Genomic DNA, 21,832 nt, shown 5'->3' on the forward strand with positions numbered 1-21,832 from the left:
ACGGGGCGGCGTCAGCCGCGGGGTGCGGGCCCTCAGGGGCCCGGTTCGCATGACCGCGATGATAAAGGATTTGCCCACCGACTTGGAGCGCCCTCGCCCGTGTCAGTGCTCCCCTGCCCCGGCGGCCACGGGCGGTGGAAGTAGCGCCCCTGATCCCGCAACCAGCACTCCAGCCGCAGCCCCTCTGCCCCGGGTCGGACGAGGACGGTGCCCAGCACCGCCGGGTTGTGGCCCAGGTGCGCGGTGGCCCTGGCATTGCCCAGCGTGGCCTCCTCGCGCCGCACCGGGTACCCGATTCGGTACCGGGGCGAGTGCCCCCCGGCCTCGAGCTGCTGCAGATGGGTGAGCGGGGCGACGAGCACCGCCATCGGCGGCGCCCCGTTGTGGTGCGGCCGCTCCGACGGGGTGAGTCGCACCCGCGCTTGCCCCAGGGTCGTCTCCAGGGCACAGCCCCCGGCCACCGGCCGCAGCCGGACACCGGGTGGCAGGGCGCCGCCGGCCTCGCAGGTTGTTACCGGGTGCGCCTGGGGGTAGCGCGCCCGCAGGGCCTCCAGCCCTCCGGTCCAGGCCGAGCCGCGGCCCCCGGGGATCAGGTAGTCCGGGCGCAGCCCCCGAACCTCCAACCAGGGCACCAGGGTGCGCTCGGCCGCGGTCGCGCCACGGCCCACTCGTGCCCCGCTGCCATAGACCAGAACCCGGTCCGCCACAACGAGCACACTGATCAGTCCGCGACCGGCATCGAGCACGGCGAGCTGCGACGGGGCGGATGCTGCGTCCGGCTGGGGCCCGGCCGCCACCGGCAAGGCGAGCAGCGGTAGCCCCAGCCAGCGCCCGAACCAGCCGGGCGGCAATAACAGCAGGAGCGCGCCTGCCGCCGCCACCCAGAGCCCCTGCCGGACCCCCGCCGGATCGCCCCATTGGCCGTACTCGGCAAGCCAGGCCAGCCCCTGCATCAGCCCCTCGAGCACGCCGAGGCTGAAGACCAGCAAGGCCTCGCTCAGGGGTGGCAGCAAGGCCAGCAACGGCACGCCCAGGAGCAGCGGCGGCACCACCAGGAAGGCGACCACCGGGATGGCCAGCATGTTGGCCGGTGCCGAGATCAGGGGCAGTTCGTCGAACCACCAGCCGATCACCGGGAGCAGCGCCAGGCTGATCAGGGCGTGTAGGCGCAGCCCCACCCACCACCCCGATCGGTCGGCCCGCCGATGAGCAGCCAGCAGGAAGATGATGGCGACCGCGCCAAACGACAGCCAGAACCCGGGACCCAGCGGTGCCAGCGGGTCCAGGATCAGTACCGCGGTCAGCGCCACGAGCAGGCCGTGGGAGACCGTCGGGCGGCGCCGTAGCATCAGGGCCCCCAGCGCCACGCCGAGCATAATCAGGGCCCGCTGGGTGGGCAGGGTGAAGCCGGCCAGGGCCGCATACCCCGCCGCCAGAAGCAGGGCAAAGGCCGCGCCAGTCATTCGCGCCGGCGAGCGCCGGGCCAGGGCCGGCAGACATCGCCAGACCCCGCCTCCGACGACAAAGCCAAACCCGGCCACCAGGCCGATATGGAGCCCGGAGATGGCCAGCAGGTGACCGGTGCCCGTCGCCCCGAGCACCGACCACTGGGCCTCGGTCATGCCACTGCGATCGGCGACCGCGAGCGCGGGCAGCAGGGTCGCCGCGCCACCCTGCCCCACGCGCTCGCGGATCGCTCCGGCGATTTGTTCGCGCAGGGCATGGAGCCCCCGCCCCTCCGTCAGGCGTTGCGGAGCGGGCTCGGCCCGCACGTAGCCGGTGGCGTCAAACCGATTCTGGTGCAGCCAACGCTCATAATCGAAGCCGCCGTCGTTCAAGGCGCCCGCAGGGGGCCGCAGGCGCACGGTCAGCCGCCAGCGCTCCCCGGCGGCGGGCGGCGTAGCGAGTCCATAGGCACTCAGCCGGATCCGCCGCGGGAGGCGGGCGTCGACGGGCTCCCCGTTCGGGGTGCGGGCCTGATCCGGCGCAAAGACGAACCGGGTGCTGTGGCCGCGGGGTTCGCTCAGGTCTGCGACACTACCCGTAAGGATGAGGTCCTGCCCCTCCAGGGCGAGGGGCAACCGATGGGCCAGACCGTGGTGAGCGTGCAAGGTGGCCCAGCCCAAGCCAAGGGCGAGCCCCGCCACCAGTCGCACGGCCGGGGCGCGCAGCGCGAGCAGCGGCAGTGCCAGGAGGGCCGCCGGCAGCCAGGGCCCGCCGGGCAGTGACGGCAGCTGCTGCAGGGCGACCACGCCCAGGGCGAAGCCCGACATCCCGGCGCGCATGGCTGATCCTCCCTGATCAGAGCCCGGCAAGGAAAATGATGAAAATCCGGTACAGATTACGTAAGATTGCCGCGCCTGTCACGGAACAGTCTGGAATCCCTCGAAGGAACCCCTATGCCCCGGCGCATGCTGAAACGTTGGCTACCCGATCGGCGCGTGCTGCACGAGAACCGCTGGCTGCGCCTCTTTGGGCGGCTGACGGAGGACCCGTTCCTGCTGCACCTGAACCGGCGCTCCATCTCCGGCGGCCTGGGGATCGGGGTGTTCGTGGCCTTTCTGCCTATCCCACTGCAGATGCTAGTGGCCGGCGGCATGGCCATCGTCGCCCGGGTCAACATCCTGTTGGCGGTGGCCACGGTCTGGATAAGCAACCCCTTCACCATGCCACCCATGCTTTATTTCTGCTATCGGGTGGGAACGGCCTTACTCGGCGGCCGGGAACAGCGTGCCCCCTTCGAGCTGCGCCTGGAGTGGTTCTGGGACAATATGGCCGCCATCTGGCAACCATTGGTGCTGGGCAGCGTCGTCGTGGGTGTGGTGGCGGGACTGGCCAGCTACGGGTTGGTGCACCTGCTGTGGCGGATCTACATCTATCGCCACCTGCGCGACCGCCGCATCCGCCGGGAGCGCGCCCTGCAAACCCGCAATCCCCGCCCCGACCCGGGCCCCGGTACGAAACCGGAGCCGCGCCGAAACGGCGGTTAGCTTGGCCGCCGGAGTCAACGCTCGTCGACGAACCGTCCGTCCATCAGCTCGAGGGTGCGGTCCATGCGCCGCGCCAGGGCGGCGTCGTGGGTGACCATGATAAGACTGGTGCCCTGGGCCTGGTGCAGCTCGCTGAGCAACTCGAAGATGCGTTCAGCGGTGTGGCTGTCCAGGTTGCCGGTGGGCTCATCGGCCAGTATGCAGCGTGGACGGGTCACCAGCGCGCGGGCGATGGCGACCCGTTGACGTTCGCCGCCGGAGAGTTCCCCCGGCTTGTGTCGGGTGCGGTCGGCCAGCCCCACCTGCTCCAGGATCATCTCCGCCTGCTCCCGGGCCTGGGCCGGGGCCAGGCCGCCGATCAGTCCGGGCATGGCCACGTTCTCCAGCGCGGTGAACTCGGGGAGCAAGTGGTGAAACTGGTAGACGAACCCCAGGTTGCGGTTACGCAGCCAGCCGCGGCGGCGCTCAGAGAGCGAGGACAGGGCCTCGCCGGCCAGCCAGACCTCGCCCCGGGTGGGCCGGTCGAGCCCGCCGAGCAGGTGCAGCAGGGTACTCTTGCCGGAGCCGGAGCGACCGACGATGGCCATCTGTTCCCCGGGCGCCACCGCCAGGTCGATGCCGCTGAGCACGTTCACGTCCAGCGGTCCTTCCTTGAAACGCTTGTGCAGGTCCCGGCAGGCCAGCACCGGGGCGTCCTTTCCGTTCATCCCCAAGGCCTCACTCATAGCGCAATGCCTCCGCCGGCGCGGTACGGGCACCCCGCCAGGCCGGGTAGAGAGTGGCCAGAAACGACAGCACCAGGGCCAGGCCGGTGATCCGGCCGACGTCCCCCCAGTCCAGGTCCGACGGGAGATCACTGATGTAGTAGACATCGGCCGGCAGGAACTCGACCTGGAGCAGCTGTTCGATGGCGGGGACAATGTTCTCGACATTGAGGGCCAGCGCGATCCCACCGGCCACGCCCAGGGCGGTGCCGACGACGCCAATGATCGTGCCCTGGATGATAAACACCCCCATCACACTGCCCGGGCTCAAGCCCAGGGTCCGCAGGATGGCGATATCCGCCTGCTTGTCCCGCACCACCATCACCAGGGTGGAGACGATGTTGAAAGCGGCCACCGCGACGATCAGGGTGAGGATGACGAACATCACCGTCTTCTCGGTCTGCACCGCGCGGAAGAAGTTCTCGTGATGCCGCGTCCAGTCGCGCACGCTGTAGACCCCGGGGAGCATCTCCGCGACCTCGGTGGCCAGCCGCGGCGCCGCCAGCAGCTCGTCGAAACGAACGCGGATACCGCTGGCCCCCTCGCCGGCCCGGAACAGGCGGGCTGCGTCCTCCATGTGCACCAGCGCGATGCCCTTGTCGTACTGGTACATGCCGACCTCGAACACGCCGACCACGGTGAACCGGCGCAGGCGGGGGGTGATGCCCGCCACCGATACCCGCGCCTCAGGGGCTACGATGGTCACCCGGTCCCCGCCACGCACCCCCAGGGTACGCGCCAGTTCCGAACCCAGGACAATACCGAACTCGCCGGGACGCAGGTCATCCAGCCGCCCCTCCACCAGTTGGTGAGCCACCTCGGAGACCTCGCCTTCCAGCGCCGGCACCACCCCTTGCACCAGCACGCCGCTCACCTCGCCGCCCCGCGTGATCATGGCCTCGCCCTCGACAAAGGGCGCCGCCCCCTCGACCCGTGGATGGGAGAGCACGGCCTCGCGCACTGCCTGCCAGTCCTCCATGGGCTCCCCCCAAGCGGAGACGGTGGCGTGGGAGATCATGCCTAGAATCCGTTCCCTAAGCTCACGTTCGAAGCCGTTCATCACCGAAAGCACGACGATAAGGGCCGTAACCCCCAGCATGATGCCAATGATCGAGCTCAGGGAGATGAAGGAGATAAAGTGGTTCCGGCGCCGGGCTCCGGTGTAGCGCAGCCCGATCCAGCACTCCAGGGGTTTGAACATCAAAGCAGTCTCGTCAGCGTCCTCTCAGGGGCAGTGCACGGGCAGTTCGCGGGTCAGCTCGATACCCTCCGGGCTCGGCCCGCCCTGCAGCGCGTAGGCCTCCATGCCATCGGCCAGGGCGGCGCGCAGGGCCTGGCCGTAAGCCCGGTCGATGGCATCGGCAGGATGCACCTCACGGACATCCGGGCGCTGCACGCAGAATACCAGGGCAGTGCGCCGCCCTGCCCGGGCTTCGGCGGCGAGCACGTCCAGGTGCCGGGTGCCGCGGGCGCTCACCGCATCCGGGAACAGCGCGACCCCGTCGGCCACCGCCGCGGTTACATTCTTGACCTCCAGCAGGCAGTCGGGTTCACCCTCGCTATGATCGCCCAGCAGCAGGTCGGCGCGCATCGGGCGGTTGACGACCCGCACCTCCCGGCGCACCCGGCGGTACCCGCGCAGCGCCGGCAATCGGCCGGCGAGCAGCGCTTCCTCCACTAGGGCGTTGGCGCGCCCGGTGTGCACCCCGACCACCACGCCCGCCGCCACCTCCACGAGCTCCCAGGTATAGGCGTACTTGCGCCGGGGGTTGTCCGAGCGGGAGACCCAGACCCGGGAGCCGGGCTCGGCACAGCCCATCATCGAGCCGGTGTTGGGGCAATGCGCGGTGATCCGCTCGCCGCTATCCAGTGTGATGTCGGCGAGAAAGCGTTTGTACCGTCGTATCAGTTGGCCGCCCTGCAAGGGGGTGTCGAAAATCATGCGATACGTCCGTTTCTGCTCGCGCGGTGGCGGGTATTCGTGGTCGGCGGAGAGTGTAACCGTTTTACCGGGGGGTGCGGGATGATATATTCGCCGAAACGGCGCGGGGAGGACCCTTGAAGCAGATGAAACCCCACATCGGTGTCAGTGCCCTGATCATCGCCCTGAGCCTGTGGCCGGCGGTGCAGGCCGGCGAGGTGCGTCAACAGCCCTCTATAGAAGGTACCGTCCTGTTGATCGAGCTTCTAGAGCGGGAGCGCGACCTGGCCGAACAACGTCCGCGTGGCGGCATGACCCAGGCACAGGTCGAGAGCGCCTTCGGCGCGCCGCAGACGCGGCACCGCCCCGTGGGCGAGCCGCCGATTGCCCGCTGGGTCTACGAGGACTTCATCGTCTATTTCGAGTACGACCGCGTCATCCGAGCCGTGAGCCGGCGGCAATGAACCGCAGCACCTGCCTAATCCTGATGTCGTGATTCCACCGCTCACCCCCTGGGCCCAACGCCCCCGTTTGCCCGCCGAATGGGAGCGGCAGGCGGCCGTGCAATTGACTTGGCCCCACGACCGGGACGGGCTCTGGGGCGACCAGCTCCCGGCTGTGGAGGGCTGCTTTGTGGCGATGGCGAGTGCTATCGCCGCTCACCAGCCGGTACTGGTCGTCTGCCACGACGAGCGACTGCGCGAGCGTGTGGACGTGCTGCTGGCCCGGGCCGGCATGGCCGCAGAGGCCCGCCGCCTGGCCGTGGCGCCATCGAACGATATATGGGCGCGGGACCACGGGCCGATCACAGTGCTCAACGGTGACGGCCGCCCGCTTATCCAGGATTTCGCCTTCAACGGGTGGGGCCAGCGTTACCGCGCCGATCGAGACGATGTGATCACGCAGCACCTGGTCCAGCAGGGCGTCTTCGGTGAGTCCCGCTTCCGCCGAGTGGAGTGGGTGCTGGAGGGAGGCGCAATCGATGCCGACGGCGCCGGCACCCTGTTGACCACCACCCGGTGTCTGCTGAACGACAACCGAAACCCGGGGGCCACCCGGGCGCAGGTGGAACAGCAATTGATCGCCCGGCTAGGCGCCAGCCGCGTCCTCTGGCTGGAACGGGGCGGGTTGACCGGGGATGACACCGACGGCCATGTGGATATGCTGGCCCGCTTCGTCGATCCGGAGACCATCGTCTACCAGGCCTGCGATGATCCGGACGACGCGGACTACCCGGAGCTTCAGGCCATGCTCAGCGCCTTACGCGGCTTCACGACCCTGCGCGGTGGCGGGTACCGCCTGGTCCCCCTGCCCTGGCCGGCGATCAAGCGCGATGAGCAGGGGATGCGCCTGCCGGCCAGCTATGCCAACTTTTTGATCATCAACGGGGCGGTGCTGGTGCCTCAGTATCAGGACCCGGCCGACGACCGGGCCCGGGCGGTGCTGGGTGAGCTGTTTCCCGATCGCGAGATCATCGGCATTCCCGCCGTGCCGCTCATTCAGCAGCACGGCAGCGTCCACTGTGCCACCATGCAACTGCCGGCCGGTGTCACCGTTGTTGCGCCGGACCCGGCCGGGCACGCGGCCTGAGGCCCCGGCACGCCGCTACCCGTACCGAGACGGAGGACCCTGCCATGGCCCCTTTGCGTGTCGCCCTGGTCCAGCAACGCTGCGGCCCGGACCCCGATGACAACCTCCACCGGACGCTGACCGCCATCGCCGAAGCCGCCGGCCGGGGGGCCGGCCTGGTCCTGCTCCAGGAGCTGCATCGGGGGCGCTACTTCTGCCAGCAGGAGGATCCGGCCTGTTTCGACCAGGCGGAGCCCGTACCCGGTCCCACCACGGACGCCCTCGGCACGGCAGCACGCGAGCACGGCGTGGTGGTCGTCGGCTCGGTGTTCGAGCGGCGCGCCCCGGGGCTCTACCACAACACGGCCGTGGTGCTCGATGCGGACGGCAGCCTCGCCGGGCGCTACAGGAAGATGCATATCCCGGATGATCCGGGCTACTACGAGAAGTTCTATTTTACCCCGGGCGACTTGGGCTTCGAGCCCGTCCAGACCCGTGTCGGCCGGCTGGGGGTGCTGGTGTGCTGGGACCAATGGTTCCCCGAAGCGGCCCGTCTGATGGCGCTGGCCGGGGCGGAGGTGCTGCTCTACCCTACCGCCATAGGCTGGACGCCCGATGACCGCCCCGATGAACAGGCGCGTCAGCGGGAGGCTTGGATGCTGGCGCAACGGGGCCACGCGGTGAGCAACGGCTTGCCGGTACTGGCCTGTAACCGCACCGGCGAGGAACCGGACCCGGAGCACCCGGACCAAGGCATCCGTTTCTGGGGCGGCAGCTTCGTCTGCGGCCCGCAGGGCGAGATCCTGGCCCAGGCGGCCACCGATGAGGAGTGCGTCCTGACTGTGGACGTTGACCTGCAGGCGGTGGAGCAGGTGCGCCGTATCTGGCCCTTCCTGCGCGACCGGCGTATCGATGCCTACAGCGATTTACTTAAACGTTTCAGGGACTAAGAAATGATCCTAATCCTAGCGCCAGACACTGATCGCGAGAGCCCCCAATACCACGAAATGCTCGATCACCTGAGCCGCCTGCCAGGGGTGACGGCGCGGGTCCACCAGGTTCAGGGGCGGGAGCAGACGCTCACCGAAGTCTACCTCCTGGGCAATACCGCCGCCCTGGAGGAGTCCGAGATGGCGGCCCTGCCCTGCGTGGAGCGGGTGGTGCGGGTTTCGGCCGATTATCGCATCCTGGGCCGGCACAAGGACGATGACCGGGCGGCGCATTTCGCCTATAACGGCGTGGATTTCAGCCAGGATAACCTGCACGTCTTCGCCGGCCTCTGCGCCGTCGACACCCCGGAGCACGTGGACCAGACCATGCGGGCGGTGGCCGAAGCCGGCCTAAGCTGCACCCGGATGGGTGCCTACAAGCCCCGCACCAACCCCTACGCCTTCCAGGGCCATGGCAAGCGCTGCCTGCCCTGGGTCTTTGAGTCCGCCGGACGCCACGGCATCAAGGTGATCGCCATGGAGGTGACCCACGATGGCCACCTGGAGGAGATCCATGACGCCCTGGAGGCGGCCGGCCGACCGACCGGGGTGATGCTCCAGATCGGCACCCGCAATACCCAGAACTTCGAGTTGCTCAAGCACGTGGGCCGGCAGACCGACTTTCCGGTCCTGCTCAAGCGGGGCTTTGGGATCACCCTTGAGGAGTCCTTGAACGCCGCCGAATACCTGGCCAGCGAAGGCAACAGCCGGGTCATCTTCTGCCTGCGCGGCATGAAGACCCATCTCGGCGACCCGCACCGCAACTTCGTTGACTTCACACACATTCCGGTAGTGAAACGCCTGACCCGGATGCCGGTCTGTATCGACCCCTCCCACTCGGTGGGGTCCCGGGCCGCCTCACCCGATGGCATCATGGATATGATGCACGCCACCGCCCAAGGGGTGGTCGCCGGCGCCAACATGATCCTGCTGGACGTGCACCCGGCGCCACAAAAGGCCCTGGTGGACGGGCCCCAGGCCCTGCGGCTCGAGGAACTGCCCTGGTTCCTCGAGGACGTCCGTCTGGCGCGCGAGGCCTACGAACGGCGCCGTGACCTCGCGCAGCGCTTCCTGGCCGAGCAGAATAGGCAGTAACCGCCGCCGCCGGCCCGGGCCGCCCGGCCAACGAGGGCACAGGCGCTCGGGCGGCTGTGTCATTCCGCCATTTTTCCGGTTAGAATGCCCGACGACTTGAATTCGGCGCCCCTGGCACCCGCTGCCGGGGGCACCCCGACACCGGTTTTGTCAGGCAACGCAGAGAGAGGCTGAATGGCAAAGGAAGAGTCCATCAAGATGAACGGCACGGTCATCGAGACCCTGCCGAACACCATGTTCCGCGTTGAGCTGGAGAACGGTCACGTGGTGACCGCCCACATCTCCGGGAAGATGCGCAAGCACTACATCCGCATCCTCACCGGCGACAAGGTGACCGTGGAGTTGACGCCCTACGACCTGAGCAAGGGCCGCATCACCTACCGCGCCCGTTAAGGCCGGCCCCGTGCCGCGCACGGCCCGCGAACGGTGAAACGGGCAGGCGCCTGATCAGGCGCCCGCCGCGTCCGCCTCCCGGACGTTGATCTTCAGCTCGCCGTCCTCCACGCTGACCTCAACCTCGCCGCCGTCAGCAAGCTCCCCGAACAGCAGCTTCTCGGCCAGCGGCTTCTTGACGTGCTGCTGGATGATCCGGGCCATGGGTCGGGCGCCCATGCTGGGATCGTAGCCCTTCTCGCCCAGCCAGCGCCGCGCCGCACCATCGACCATGAGCGTAACCCGCTTTTCGGCCAACTGCACCGAGAGCTCGCGCACGAACTTGTCGACCACCCGCTGCACGTTGTCCTCGTCCAGCGGGTTGAACTGGACCACGGCATCCAGCCGATTGCGGAACTCCGGCGTGAACTGGCGCTTGATGGCCTCCAGCCCGTCGCTGCTGTGGTCCTGCGGCATGAAGCCGATGGAGCGACGGCTCATGTCCTCAGCGCCCGCGTTGGTGGTCATAATCAGAATGACATTGCGGAAGTCCGCCTCGCGACCGTTGTTGTCGGTGAGGGTACCGTGGTCCATCACCTGTAACAGCAGGTTGAAGACGTCCGGGTGGGCCTTCTCCAGCTCGTCAAGCAGGACCACCGAGTGCGGGTGCTTGATGACCTCCTCGGTGAGCAGGCCGCCCTGGTCGTAGCCCACGTACCCCGGGGGCGCACCGATGAGCCGCGAGACCGTGTGCCGCTCCATGTACTCCGACATATCGAAGCGGATCAGCTTCACGCCCATCAGCTCGGCCAGCCGGCGGGAGACCTCGGTCTTGCCCACACCGGTGGGGCCGGAGAAGAGGAAGCTGCCCACCGGCTTCTCCGGCTGGCCCAGCCCGGCGCGGGAGAGCTTGATGGTGGAGGCGAGGGTGTCGATGGCCTCGTCCTGGCCGAAAATCAGCCCCTTGAGGTCCTTTTCGAGATTCTCCAGCACCTGCATGTCGGTGGCCGAGACCCGCTTCGGCGGGATGCGGGCGATCTTGGCCACAATGCCCTCGATGTCCTGCACCCCCACCGTCTTGCGCCGGCGGGACTTTGGCCGCAGCCGCAGCCGGGCGCCGGCCTCGTCGATCACGTCGATGGCCTTGTCGGGCAGCCGCCGGTCGTTGATGTAGCGGGCCGACAGCTCCGCGGCGGCGTTCAGCGCCGGCTCGGTGAAGCGCACCCCGTGGTGCGCCTCGAAACGGCTCTTCAGCCCCTTGAGGATCTGCACCGTCTCGCTGACGCTGGGTTCACCCACGTCGATCTTCTGGAACCGCCGCGCCAGGGCGCGATCCTTTTCGAAGATGCCGCGGTACTCCTGGTAGGTGGTGGAACCGATGCACTTCAACTCGCCGCTGGCGAGCATGGGCTTGATGAGGTTGGAGGCATCCATCACCCCGCCCGAGGCCGAGCCGGCCCCGATGATGGTGTGAATCTCATCAATGAACAGCACCGCATGCTGGTCGTTGCGCAGTTGTTGCAGCAAGGCCTTGAGCCGCTTCTCGAAATCACCGCGGTATTTGGTGCCCGCCACCAGCGCGCCCAAGTCCAGCGAATAGATGGTGGCATCGGCGAGGACCTCCGGCACCTGGCTGTCCTCGATCATCTTGGCCAGGCCCTCGGCGATCGCCGTCTTGCCGACGCCGGCCTCGCCCACGTAGAGCGGATTGTTCTTGCGCCGGCGGCAGAGGACCTGGATGGTCCGCTCGACCTCGTGCTCGCGGCCGATCAGGGGGTCGATCTGGCCCTTACGCGCCTTGGCGTTGAGGTTGGTGGCGTACTGATCCAGCGGCGAGTTACCCTGAGCCGGCTCCGCCTCCTCCTCCACGTTGCCGGTTCCGCCGGCGTCCTCGCCCTCCTCCGGGTCGTTGGCGACGCTGGAGGTGCCGTGGGAGAGGTAGTTGACCACGTCGAGACGGGAGACGTTCTGCCGATGCAGGAAGTAAACCGCCTGCGACTCCTGCTCACTGAAGATGGCCACCAGGACGTTGGCGCCGGTCACCTCGCGTTTGCCGGAGGATTGCACGTGCAGGATGGCGCGCTGCAGGACCCGCTGGAAGCCCAGCGTCGGCTGGGTCTCGCGGGTGTCATTGGCGGGCAGCAGCGGCGTGGTCTCGGCCAGGAAGCCCTCCAGATCGCGGCGAAGCTTGTCCAGCTTGACGCCGCAGCCTTTCAGCACGGCCACGGCTGCCGGATTGTCGGTGAGGGCCAGCAGCAGGTGCTCCACGGTGAGAAACTCATGCCGTTTCTCCCTGGCATCCTTGAATGCCATGTTCAGCGTGAACTCCAGCTCTTTACTCAGCATGCCCTGGTCCTCAGTGATCTGACGCCCCGGTTACGTCTGATGAATCAGACCGGGTGGGGGCGGGTCGGGTTCCCGACTGGGCGGCCCCCTTTCGCTCTATAGTAGCGTAACTGGGTACGACGGGTGGCGCTTTCAAGGCACCGCCGCCGCTCAGGCCTCCTTCAGGGTACACATCAGCGGGTGCTCGTGCTGGCGGGACCAGTCGTTGACCTGGTTTACCTTGGTTTCCGCCACGTCACGACTGAAGACCCCGCAGACGCCCTCTCCCCGGGTGTGGACATGCAGCATCACCTGGGTGGCCCGGGCGCGGTCCATGTGAAAGAACTTCTGCAGGACCTCCACCACAAAATCCATCGGGGTGTAGTCGTCGTTCAGGATGATGACCTTGAACAGGGGCGGCCGCTTGACCTGGGGCGGCGCCTCCTCCACCTGTGGGCCATGCTCCTGCCAGTCTCCTGCCTTGTCCGTCATGGTTGATGATGTCCTGCTCGCTTGCGGTCAACGAAGGGTTTCCCCCTATTTTAGGCCGAAGGTGGGGCCCGGCCAATGGTGAAAAAGGGCCTGGGCCACCATGAAGCGGCCCGGCCCCCTTACTGGAACCCATTGAAACCTCGTTAAAATCTCAGAACTGCTCCGCTTCGGTGGAACCGGTCAATGCCGTGACCGAGGATGCAAATATAAGTGGGGCATTGCAGCAATTGACAATCAATAATGGTCGATAAGACCATTGGCCTTATCAATACTGGCCGAGAGGGACCGGAAACAATCGTGGCGGGCAGTGGCAGGCTCTACTATAAACACAACCGACTCAAGCAGTTGCGGGCGTTTTGTCATGCCGCCCAGGAGGGCAGCATCTCCCGGGCGGCGCAGCGACTGGAGTTGAGCCAACCCTCGGTGTCGCTCCAGATCCAGGCCCTGGAGCGGGAACTGGGCATCGCGCTGTTCGAGCGCCGGGGCCCGCGCATCCGGCTGACCCCGGATGGCGAGACCCTGTACGAACTGGCCCAGCCTTTGGTGGAGGGCGTGGACGCCTTGCCCGAGCGGTTCGCCGCCCGCCACCAGCGGCTGCAGACGGGACGGCTGGACATCGCCGCCGGCGAGTCAACCACGCTCTACATCCTGCCCGATCTGCTCAAACAGTTCATGGCCCGCTACCCCGGGGTCCATGTCAAGCTGCACAACCTGATCGGTCGCGACATGATCTCCGCCCTGCAGCACGACGAGGTGGACCTGGCCGTGGGCTCCACCCTGGATCTGCCCGAGGACCTGAGCTACCGCGCCATCTATACGTATGACCTGCGCCTGATCCTCCCGCTGGGGCACCCGCTGGCGGAGAAATCCGAGCTCACCCTGGCCGATCTCGCCTCCGGCGAACTGATCCTGCCTCCCCGCCACCTGACCACCTGGCGGCTGGTGAACCTGGTCTTCCAACAGCACAACATTCCCTACCGGGTGCGCCTGGAGGTGGGTGGCTGGGAGATCATCAAGCGCTACGTGGAGTTGGGGTTTGGCATCGGCATTGCCAGCAGTATCTGTCTCAGTGGCTCGGAACGCCTGCACGTCAGGTCCCTGCCCGAGGTCTTCCCGCAGCGCACCTACGGGGTCATGCTGCGCAGGGGCCGCTATCTTTCGCCCCAGGCCAAGCGTTTCCTGGAGGTGATGGCGCCGGATATCTTCTCCGGCGAGGCGGACCTGGACGGCGAACGCCGCAAGGATGTCGCCAGCGAATCGGTCTTCATCCCCCGGGCCAGCGAGCATGCCCCGGACAAGGAGCGCTGATGGTCTGGAAACCCCATGTCACGGTGGCGGCCGTGGTCGAGTGGGAGGGCCGCTTTCTGATGGTCGAGGAGCGGCCCGAGGGGGACGCCGTGGTCTACAACCAGCCCGCCGGCCATCTGGACCCCGGCGAGAGCCTGACCCACGCGGTCATCCGCGAGACCCGGGAGGAGACTGCCTGGGGCTTTCAGCCGGAAGCGCTGGTGGGGGTCTACCTCTGGCAACCGGACCCGGCGGACACCGAGCGCAGCTTTCTGCGCATCGCCTTCACCGGGTCGCTGACCGAGCACGACCCAAATCAGGCGCTGGATCAAGAGATTATACGCACTTGCTGGAAGCGTCCTGAAGAGCTGGAGGCCCACGCGGTGGGGCTGCGCAGCCCGCTGGTCATGCGCTGCATCCGCGATTACCAGGCCGGCCATCGCTACCCGCTGGCGCTATTGGGGCATCTGCTCCCGCCCGGCTGCCCATGATAAACTACCGGGTTTTGGGCATCCTCGGTTGACCTATGGGCAAAACGGACAAGGTCGTGGTGGGCCTCTCCGGCGGGGTGGATTCCGCCGTGGCGGCGATGCGCCTGCTCGAGGCAGGGCATCACGTCGAGGGCTTGTTCATGAAGAACTGGGAGGATGACGACACCCTCACCCACTGCGCCGCCGAAGAGGACCTGGCCGAAGCCCAGGCCGTGGCCGATCACCTGGGTATCCGCCTGCACCGGGCCAACTTCGCCGCCCGCTACCGGGAGCAGGTCTTCGAGGTGTGCCTGCGCGAGTACCGGGCCGGGCGCACGCCCAATCCCGACATCCTCTGCAACCAGCGGATCAAGTTCCGCGCCTTCCTGGACCACGCCCTGAGCCTGGGGGCATCGAAGGTGGCTACCGGCCACTATGCCGGGGTTGGCGAGCAGGGGGGGCGATTCACCCTGCTCCGGGGCGAGGATCCGCACAAGGACCAGAGCTACTTTCTCTACACCCTGGGCCAGGCGCAGCTCCGCCACAGCCTGTTCCCGCTCAGTGAGCTGCCCAAGCCCGAGGTGCGCCGGCAGGCCGCTGCAGCGGGGCTGCCCAACCACGCCCGCCGGGACAGCACCGGCATCTGCTTTATCGGCGAGCGCGACTTTCGCGCGTTTCTGAGCCGCTACATTCAGCGCAGCCCGGGGCCCATGGAGACCCCCGAGGGGCAGGTGGTGGGTGAGCATCAGGGGTTGGCCTTTTACACCCTCGGCCAACGCCGCGGTCTGGGCCTGGGCGGCCTGCCCGATCACGACGAAGGGGCCTGGTACGTCGCCGACAAAGACATGGCGCGCAACGCCTTGATCGTCGTGCAGGGCCACGCCCACCCGCGCCTGCTGTCCACCGCGCTGGTGGCGGATGAGCTCTCCTGGGTGGCGGGTGCTCCCCCCACCCTGCCCCTGCGCTGCACGGTCAAGTCACGCTATCGTCAACAGGATCAGCCCTGCGCCCTCGAGGCAGGCCCGTCGCCAACCAGCGTGGTGGTCCGCTTCGATACCCCGCAGCGGGCCGTCACCCCGGGCCAGTCGGTGGTCTTCTACCAAGGCCGGGTCTGCCTGGGCGGCGGCATCATCCAGACCCGAACCCCTGTGGAATAAGGACCTCATCACCCATGCGAGACCGTTTCGAGGAACAGGCGCTGGCGCTGGGGGCCGCGATGCAGGCCCTGGGTCTGGTGCGCGAACTCGCCACCGCCGGGCGCCTGGACGACGCCCAGGCCGAGCCGCTGATGAGCAGCTTGGTCAAGCCCTACGAGGGCGACCTGGATCGGCTCTATGGCGGCCCCACTGCCCTGGCGCCCGGCCTGCGCCGGCTGGTCACCCAACTGACCAATCCGCAGAGTATGGAGTCCACCCGCTATCTGGCCGGTGTCATGCACCTGGAGAAAAAGCTCTCCAAGAACCGGGCCATGCTGGGGCAACTGGGCGAGGGCCTGGAGGCGGCACGCCGGCAGGCCGATTATTTCCATCCCCTGCATGAGAACGTCCTGCGCAACCTGGGCGCGCTCTATGGCGAGACCATCAGCCAGTTGGGGCCGCGCATCATGGTGCGCGGTGATCCCGGCCATCTCCAGGACGAGCGCATCGCCGCCGGCATCCGCACCATGCTGCTGGCCGCCATTCGCGCCGCCAGCCTCTGGCGGGAGTGTGGCGGCGGCAAACTGACCCTCATCCTGCGCCGCCAGCGGCTGGTACAGGCGGCCCATGCCCTTCTGGAACGCGTGGACTGAGCCGCGCCCGCGGTGAGGCGACAGCCGCCGTAAAAAACCCCCGATGGCCAGCCAGCCACCGGGGGTTTTTTCGGGCCCACCCCGGGGGTGGGCCGTCACTACTCACCGCGCGCCCCTATCAGGCGGCGGAGAGCCGCTCCGCGGCCTTGGCGGCGGCGGCACGGTACTCCTCGATGCGATCAAAGTTCATGTACCGATAGATCTCACCGGCCATGGTGTTCAACTCACCGGCGTAATCCAGGTACTCCTCCGGGGTCGGCAGCTTGCCCTTGATGGCGGCCACCGCTGCCAGTTCCGCCGACGCCAGGAAGACGTTCGCCCCGTCACCCAGACGGTTGGGGAAGTTCCGGGTGGAGGTGGAGACCACCGTGCTGTTGGGTGCCACCCGGGCCTGGTTCCCCATGCACAGCGAGCACCCCGGCATCTCGGTGCGGGCGCCAGCCTTGCCGTAGATGCTGTAGTAGCCCTCCTCGGTAAGCTGCGCCTGGTCCATGCGGGTGGGCGGCGACAGCCACAGGCGAGTGGGCAGGCTGCCCTGGTACTTCTCCAGCAGCTTGCCGGCGGCCCGGAAGTGACCGATGTTGGTCATGCAGGAGCCGATGAAGACCTCGTCGATGTCCTGGCCGGCCACGTCGGAGAGCAGGCGGGCATCGTCGGGGTCGTTCGGGGCGCAGAGGATGGGCTCCTTGATCTGATCCAGGTCGATCTCGATCACGTGGGCATACTCCGCATCCTTGTCGGCCCGCATGAGGCTCGGGTTCTCCAGCCAGTCCTCCATCGCCCGGGCGCGACGCTCCAGGGTGCGCGGATCGCCGTAGCCGTTCTCGATCATCCAGCGCAGCATGGTGATGTTGGAGCGCAGGTACTCGGCCACCGAGTCCTCGGACAGGGTGATGGTGCAGCCGGCGGCGGAGCGCTCGGCGGAGGCGTCGGAGAGCTCGAAGGCCTGCTCCACGGTCAGGTCCTCCAGGCCCTCGATCTCGAGGATGCGGCCGGAAAAGCAGTTCTTCTTGCCCTTCTTCTCCACGGTGAGCAGCCCGTCCTGGATGGCCTGGTACGGAATGGCGTGCACCAGATCGCGCAGGGTGACGCCGGGCTGGCGGGTGCCTTTGAAGCGCACCAGCACCGACTCGGGCATGTCCAGGGGCATCACGCCGGTGGCGGCGGCAAAGGCCACCAGACCGGAGCCGGCCGGGAAGGAGATGCCCATGGGGAAGCGGGTGTGGCTGTCGCCACCGGTGCCCACGGTGTCGGGCAGCAGCATGCGGTTCAGCCAGGAGTGGATGATGCCGTCACCGGGGCGCAGGGAGACGCCGCCACGGGTCATGATGAAGTCCGGCAGGGTGTGGTGGGTGTTCACGTCCACCGGCTTCGGGTAGGCGGCGGTGTGACAGAAGGACTGCATCACCAGGTCGGCCTGGAAGCCCAGGCAGGCCAGGTCCTTCAGCTCGTCCCGGGTCATCGGGCCGGTGGTGTCCTGGGAGCCCACGGTGGTCATCCTGGGCTCGCAGTAGGTGCCGGGGCGCACGCCCTCGACGCCGCAAGCCTTGCCCACCATCTTCTGCGCCAGGGTGAAGCCCTTGCCGGAGTCGGCCGGGGCCTGCGGGCGGCGGAAAATGTCGGAGGCGGCCAGGCCCAGGCTCTCGCGGGCCTTGTCGGTGAGCCCACGACCCACGATCAGCGGGATGCGGCCACCGGCGCGCACCTCGTCCAGCAGCACCGGGGAGCGCAGCTCGAAGGTAGTCAGCACCTCGTCGGTGCCGTGCCTGCAGACCTTGCCCTCGTAGGGATAGATGTCGATGACATCGCCTGTCTCGAAGGCATCCACGTCCATCTCGATGGGCAGAGCGCCGGAGTCTTCCATGGTGTTGAAGAAGATGGGCGCGATCTTACCGCCGATGCAAACGCCGCCGGCGCGCTTGTTGGGGACGTAGGGAATGTCGTCGCCGATGTACCAGAGCACGGAGTTGGTGGCGGACTTGCGCGAGGAGCCGGTACCCACCACGTCACCCACCAAGGCGACCGGGTGGCCCTTCTCTTTCAGCTCGTTGATCTGCTCCTCGGCGTTGGTAACGCCCTCCCGGGGCATCTTGTACATGGCCTTGGCGTGCAGGGGGATGTCCGGGCGGCTCCAGGCGTCGGGGGCCGGGGAGAGATCGTCGGTGTTGGTCTCGCCGGGTACCTTGTAGACGGTGACGGTCAACTTCTCCGGCACTTCCGGCTTGGCCAGGAACCACTCGGCATCGGCCCAGCTCTGCACCACGGCCTTGGCGTGTTCGTTGCCGGCCTTGGCCTTCTCCTCCACGTCGTGGAAGGCGTCGAACATCAGCAGGGTGTGCTTCAGCTGCTCGGCGGCGACCGGGGCCAGCTCGGCGTCGTCCAGCAGCTCCACCAGGGTGGCGATGTTGTAACCGCCCTGCATGGTGCCCAACAGCTCCACCGCGCGCTTGCGGTCGATCAGCGGGCACTCGGTCTCGCCCTTTGCCACGTCGGACAGGAACGCGGCCTTGACGTAGGCGGCCTCGTCCACGCCGGGGGGGACACGGTAGGTGATGAGATCGAGCAGGGTCTGCTCCTCGCCGGCCGGCGGGTTTTTCAGCAGCTCGACCAGTTGCGCGGTCATCTCCGCATCCAGGGGCTTGGGCGGCACGCCCTCGGCGGCCCGCTCCTCTACATGCTTACGGTAGGCTTCAAGCACTAGGTTCACCCTCGCTGTTGATGTTCCGCCGGGCCGCCGGGCGACGACCCTCACGGGAACTTGTCGGGTTGTTTCATCTTTTTGAGGCGGCGCTATTCTAGGGTAAGGAAGGGAAAAAGTTAAGCGGGCTGCATGGGGCAAAAGCCCCATGGCGGCCGGATTGACTGAAAAAACAAGGCACTCATGCCATACTCCTCTGGTCAGACATGACCATCCCAAAAAGAAGGCAGGGAGGTACGATGAGCGATTCATTCAACGCCCGCGGCACTCTGGAAGTCGGAGGGAGATCCTACGAGATCTTCCACTTCGACGGCCTGAGAAAGCACTTTGATATTGATCGCCTCCCCTATTCCTTGAAGGTTCTGATGGAGAACCTGTTGCGCAAGGAAGATGGAGTCAACGTCACCCGAGAACACATCGAGGCCCTGGCCAACTGGGACCCGAAGAGCAAACCCAAGGACCAGATCGGCTTCACCCCGGCCCGCGTCGTCCTTCAGGACTTCACCGGCGTGCCGGCGGTGGTGGACTTGGCCGCTATGCGCGATGCCATGAAGTCCATGGGGCGCGATCCCAACCTGATCAATCCGCTGTCCCCGGTGGACCTGGTCATTGATCACTCCGTGATGGTGGACCACTTCGGCAGCCCCGAAGCGCTGGGGCTCAACACCAAGATCGAGTTTCAGCGCAACGGCGAGCGCTACGAGTTTCTGCGCTGGGGCCAGAAGGCCTTTTCCAACTTCCGGGTGGTGCCCCCGGGTACCGGCATCGTTCACCAGGTCAACTTGGAGTACCTGGGCCAGGTGGTCTTCACCCGCGAGGAGGACGGCGTCCTGCGCGCCTATCCGGACACCCTGGTCGGCACCGATTCCCACACCACCATGATCAATGGCCTGGGCGTACTGGGCTGGGGCGTGGGCGGCATCGAGGCCGAGGCGGCCATGCTCGGGCAGCCCATCTCCATGCTCATCCCCGAGGTGGTGGGCGTGCGCCTGACCGGCAAGCTGGCCGAGGGGGCCACTGCCACCGACCTGGTGCTTACCGTCACCGAGATGCTGCGTAAGCACGGGGTTGTGGGCAAGTTCGTGGAATTCTTCGGCGACGGCTTGGACCACCTGCCGCTGGCCGACCGGGCCACTATCGGCAACATGGCGCCCGAGTACGGGGCCACCTGCGGCATCTTCCCCATCGACCGGGAGACCCTCAACTACCTGGAGCTCTCCGGCCGGGACGCCGAACAGATCGAGCTGGTGGAGGCCTACGCCAAGCGGGTGGGCCTGTGGCGTGAGACCGGAGCCCGCGAGGCGGAGTACTCCGCGGTGCTGGATCTGGATCTCAGCTCCGTCGTACCCAGCATCGCCGGCCCCAAGCGCCCGCAGGACCGCATCCCGCTGGACCGGGCCAAGGTGGCCTTCCTCGACACCCTCGACCAGTACCTGGAGCAGCACCACTCGGCGCCTGCCAACAAGGACGAGGAGCGCTTCGAGGGTGAAGGCGGCCACGCTGCACCGGGGGTGGACGACGCCCACGAGAAGGGCGCGGTCGAGTACGAGATGGATGGCGAGAAGCACCTCCTGAAGCACGGCTCGGTGGTCATTGCCGCTATCACCTCCTGCACCAACACCTCCAACCCGGCGGTACTGCTGGCGGCGGGGCTGGTGGCCAAGAAGGCCGCCGAAAAAGGCCTGAAGCCCAAGCCCTGGGTGAAGACCAGTCTGGCGCCCGGCTCCCAGGTGGTGCCCGCCTACCTGGAGCGGGCCGGTCTGCTCAAGCCGCTGGAGGCCCTGGGCTTCCATGTGGTCGGCTTTGGCTGCACCACCTGTATCGGCAACGCCGGTCCGCTGCCCGAGCCGATCCAGAACGCCGTCCGCGAGGGTGACCTGTGCGTCTCCTCGGTGCTCTCCGGCAACCGTAACTTCGAGGGTCGCATCCACGGCGATGTGCGCACCAACTACCTGGCCTCGCCGCCGCTGGTGGTGGCCTATGCCCTGGCCGGCAACATGGCGGTGGATCTTTACAAGGAGCCGCTGGGCCATGACCAGGACGGCAACCCCGTCTATCTCAAGGACGTCTGGCCGTCCCAGCAGGAAGTGGCCGAACTGGCCCAGAAGCACATCACCTCGCAGATATACCGCGACAAGTACGCCGATGTCTTCAAGGGTGATGAAACCTGGCAGGCCATCAAGGTGACCGGTGGTGAGCTGTACGACTGGCAGCCCTCCACCTACGTCAAGAACCCGCCCTACTTCGAGGGCATGGCCGCCGAGGCCCAGGGTTCGGCGGCGATCGAGGATGCCCGCTGCCTGGTCTACGTGGGCGATTCCATCACCACTGACCACATCTCACCCGCCGGCGCCATCCACCCGGAGAGCCCCGCGGGCCACTACCTGCGAGAGCAGGGCGTGGAGCCGAAGGACTTCAACTCCTATGGCTCCCGCCGGGGCAATCACGAGATCATGATGCGTGGCACCTTCGCCAACGTGCGCCTGCGCAACAAGATGGCCCCCGGGACCGAAGGAGGGTGGACCACCCATGTGCCCAGCGGCGAGCAGATGTTCATCTACGATGCCGCCATGAAGTACAGGCAGGAGGGGACCCCGCTGGTGGTCCTGGCCGGCAAGGAATACGGCACCGGCTCCTCCCGTGACTGGGCGGCCAAGGGCACCAATCTGCTGGGTATCCGCGCGGTTATCGCGGAAAGCTTCGAGCGTATCCACCGCTCCAACCTGGTGGGCTTCGGCGTCCTGCCGCTACAGTTCAAGGAGGGCGACAGCGCCGAGGGCCTGGGTCTGACCGGCCAGGAGGCCTTCTCCATCAGCTCCCTGGAGGGCGACCCGGAGACTGTGGAGGTGAAGGCCGAGGGGGCGAACGGAACCACCACCTTCGAGGCGTTGGTTCGCATCGACACCCCGAAGGAGTGGGACTACTTCCGCAACGGCGGCATCCTGCATTACGTTCTGCGGCAGCTGGCCGCCAAGGCGGCTTGACCGCCCCCTGCATGGCGGGCCCTCTCCGGCCCGTCCCGCCTGACCGCCCATAAGGTGTGTCAACACAGGGGCCCTTCGGGGCCCCTT

At 67.3% G+C, this 21,832-nt stretch carries 18 protein-coding genes; 11 read left to right on the forward strand and 7 right to left on the reverse strand.

Annotated features, from left to right (window positions below; all coding sequences use genetic code 11):
- Window positions 1-32: 32 nt before the first annotated feature.
- Window positions 33-2,285 carry a ComEC/Rec2 family competence protein gene (locus tag MLG_RS07335; protein WP_011629181.1) on the reverse strand — a complete coding sequence of 751 codons (2,253 nt, stop codon included), beginning with the start codon at window positions 2,283-2,285 and terminating at the stop codon, window positions 33-35.
- Between the two features lie 114 nt (window positions 2,286-2,399).
- On the opposite strand from MLG_RS07335, the gene MLG_RS07340 reads away from it, so the two are divergent.
- Window positions 2,400-2,990 (forward strand): DUF2062 domain-containing protein, encoded by a 591-nt coding sequence (locus tag MLG_RS07340; RefSeq protein WP_011629182.1) that lies wholly within the window; start codon window positions 2,400-2,402, stop codon window positions 2,988-2,990.
- Between the two features lie 14 nt (window positions 2,991-3,004).
- Here the strand turns inward: MLG_RS07340 and lolD are convergent, their stop codons facing one another.
- Genes lolD through sfsA form a run of 3 tightly spaced genes read right to left on the reverse strand, consistent with a single transcriptional unit; the run spans window position 3,005 to window position 5,696 of the window.
- Entirely contained in the window at window positions 3,005-3,715 is a 711-nt protein-coding gene (gene lolD, locus MLG_RS07345) for a lipoprotein-releasing ABC transporter ATP-binding protein LolD (protein WP_011629183.1), read from the reverse strand.
- Complete coding sequence (locus MLG_RS07350) at window positions 3,708-4,955, reverse strand: lipoprotein-releasing ABC transporter permease subunit (RefSeq protein ID WP_011629184.1); 1,248 nt, start codon at window positions 4,953-4,955, stop codon at window positions 3,708-3,710. The genes lolD and MLG_RS07350 overlap by 8 nt, the downstream gene beginning before the upstream one ends.
- 24 nt (window positions 4,956-4,979) lie before the next feature.
- Window positions 4,980-5,696, reverse strand: a complete 717-nt coding sequence (sfsA, locus tag MLG_RS07355; RefSeq protein ID WP_011629185.1) for a DNA/RNA nuclease SfsA — start codon at window positions 5,694-5,696, stop codon at window positions 4,980-4,982.
- Between the two features lie 116 nt (window positions 5,697-5,812).
- Between sfsA and MLG_RS15555 the strand changes: the two genes are divergently transcribed.
- The 5 genes from MLG_RS15555 (at window position 5,813) to infA (ending at window position 9,721) form a co-directional block, all read left to right on the forward strand.
- Window positions 5,813-6,139, forward strand: a complete 327-nt coding sequence (locus MLG_RS15555; protein ID WP_041717958.1) for a hypothetical protein — start codon at window positions 5,813-5,815, stop codon at window positions 6,137-6,139.
- A 28-nt stretch (window positions 6,140-6,167) separates the two neighbouring features.
- Window positions 6,168-7,265 carry an agmatine deiminase family protein gene (locus MLG_RS07365; RefSeq protein WP_011629187.1) on the forward strand — a complete coding sequence of 366 codons (1,098 nt, stop codon included), beginning with the start codon at window positions 6,168-6,170 and terminating at the stop codon, window positions 7,263-7,265.
- Between the two features lie 44 nt (window positions 7,266-7,309).
- A complete protein-coding gene (locus MLG_RS07370) occupies window positions 7,310-8,194 on the forward strand; it encodes a carbon-nitrogen hydrolase (protein WP_011629188.1) in 885 nt (294 codons plus the stop codon).
- Between the two features lie 3 nt (window positions 8,195-8,197).
- Window positions 8,198-9,328 (forward strand): 3-deoxy-7-phosphoheptulonate synthase, encoded by a 1,131-nt coding sequence (locus MLG_RS07375; protein ID WP_011629189.1) that lies wholly within the window; start codon window positions 8,198-8,200, stop codon window positions 9,326-9,328.
- 174 nt (window positions 9,329-9,502) lie between these two features.
- On the forward strand, window positions 9,503-9,721 hold the full coding sequence (infA, locus tag MLG_RS07380; protein ID WP_011629190.1) for a translation initiation factor IF-1: 219 nt from the start codon (window positions 9,503-9,505) through the stop codon (window positions 9,719-9,721).
- A 54-nt stretch (window positions 9,722-9,775) separates the two neighbouring features.
- Here infA and clpA read toward each other — a convergent pair whose 3' ends face one another.
- The gene (clpA, locus tag MLG_RS07385; protein WP_011629191.1) at window positions 9,776-12,046 is read right to left on the reverse strand and encodes an ATP-dependent Clp protease ATP-binding subunit ClpA; all 2,271 of its coding nucleotides are present in this window, start codon (window positions 12,044-12,046) and stop codon (window positions 9,776-9,778) included.
- Between the two features lie 150 nt (window positions 12,047-12,196).
- Window positions 12,197-12,517 carry an ATP-dependent Clp protease adapter ClpS gene (clpS, locus tag MLG_RS07390; protein WP_011629192.1) on the reverse strand — a complete coding sequence of 107 codons (321 nt, stop codon included), beginning with the start codon at window positions 12,515-12,517 and terminating at the stop codon, window positions 12,197-12,199.
- Between the two features lie 297 nt (window positions 12,518-12,814).
- Here clpS and MLG_RS07395 point away from each other — a divergent pair, with 297 nt between their 5' ends.
- The 4 genes from MLG_RS07395 to hflD are packed head-to-tail and all read left to right on the forward strand — an operon-like array spanning window position 12,815 to window position 16,063.
- Window positions 12,815-13,825, forward strand: a complete 1,011-nt coding sequence (locus MLG_RS07395) for a LysR family transcriptional regulator (protein ID WP_011629193.1) — start codon at window positions 12,815-12,817, stop codon at window positions 13,823-13,825.
- Window positions 13,825-14,295: an NUDIX hydrolase gene (locus MLG_RS07400; protein WP_011629194.1), complete on the forward strand. Its 471-nt coding sequence runs from the start codon at window positions 13,825-13,827 to the stop codon at window positions 14,293-14,295. The genes MLG_RS07395 and MLG_RS07400 overlap by 1 nt, the downstream gene beginning before the upstream one ends.
- 35 nt (window positions 14,296-14,330) lie before the next feature.
- The gene (mnmA, locus tag MLG_RS07405) at window positions 14,331-15,431 is read left to right on the forward strand and encodes a tRNA 2-thiouridine(34) synthase MnmA (RefSeq protein ID WP_011629195.1); all 1,101 of its coding nucleotides are present in this window, start codon (window positions 14,331-14,333) and stop codon (window positions 15,429-15,431) included.
- 14 nt (window positions 15,432-15,445) lie between these two features.
- Entirely contained in the window at window positions 15,446-16,063 is a 618-nt protein-coding gene (hflD, locus tag MLG_RS07410) for a high frequency lysogenization protein HflD (protein ID WP_011629196.1), read from the forward strand.
- 118 nt (window positions 16,064-16,181) lie between these two features.
- On the opposite strand, the gene acnB is transcribed toward hflD, so the two are convergent.
- Window positions 16,182-18,761, reverse strand: a complete 2,580-nt coding sequence (gene acnB / locus MLG_RS07415) for a bifunctional aconitate hydratase 2/2-methylisocitrate dehydratase (protein WP_011629197.1) — start codon at window positions 18,759-18,761, stop codon at window positions 16,182-16,184.
- 239 nt (window positions 18,762-19,000) lie between these two features.
- Here acnB and acnA point away from each other — a divergent pair, with 239 nt between their 5' ends.
- The gene (gene acnA / locus MLG_RS07420) at window positions 19,001-21,745 is read left to right on the forward strand and encodes an aconitate hydratase AcnA (protein WP_011629198.1); all 2,745 of its coding nucleotides are present in this window, start codon (window positions 19,001-19,003) and stop codon (window positions 21,743-21,745) included.
- Window positions 21,746-21,832: the final 87 nt, after the last annotated feature.

Origin of the sequence: Alkalilimnicola ehrlichii MLHE-1, assembly GCF_000014785.1 — a bacterium.
GTDB classification, from domain to species: domain Bacteria; phylum Pseudomonadota; class Gammaproteobacteria; order Nitrococcales; family Halorhodospiraceae; genus Alkalilimnicola; species Alkalilimnicola ehrlichii.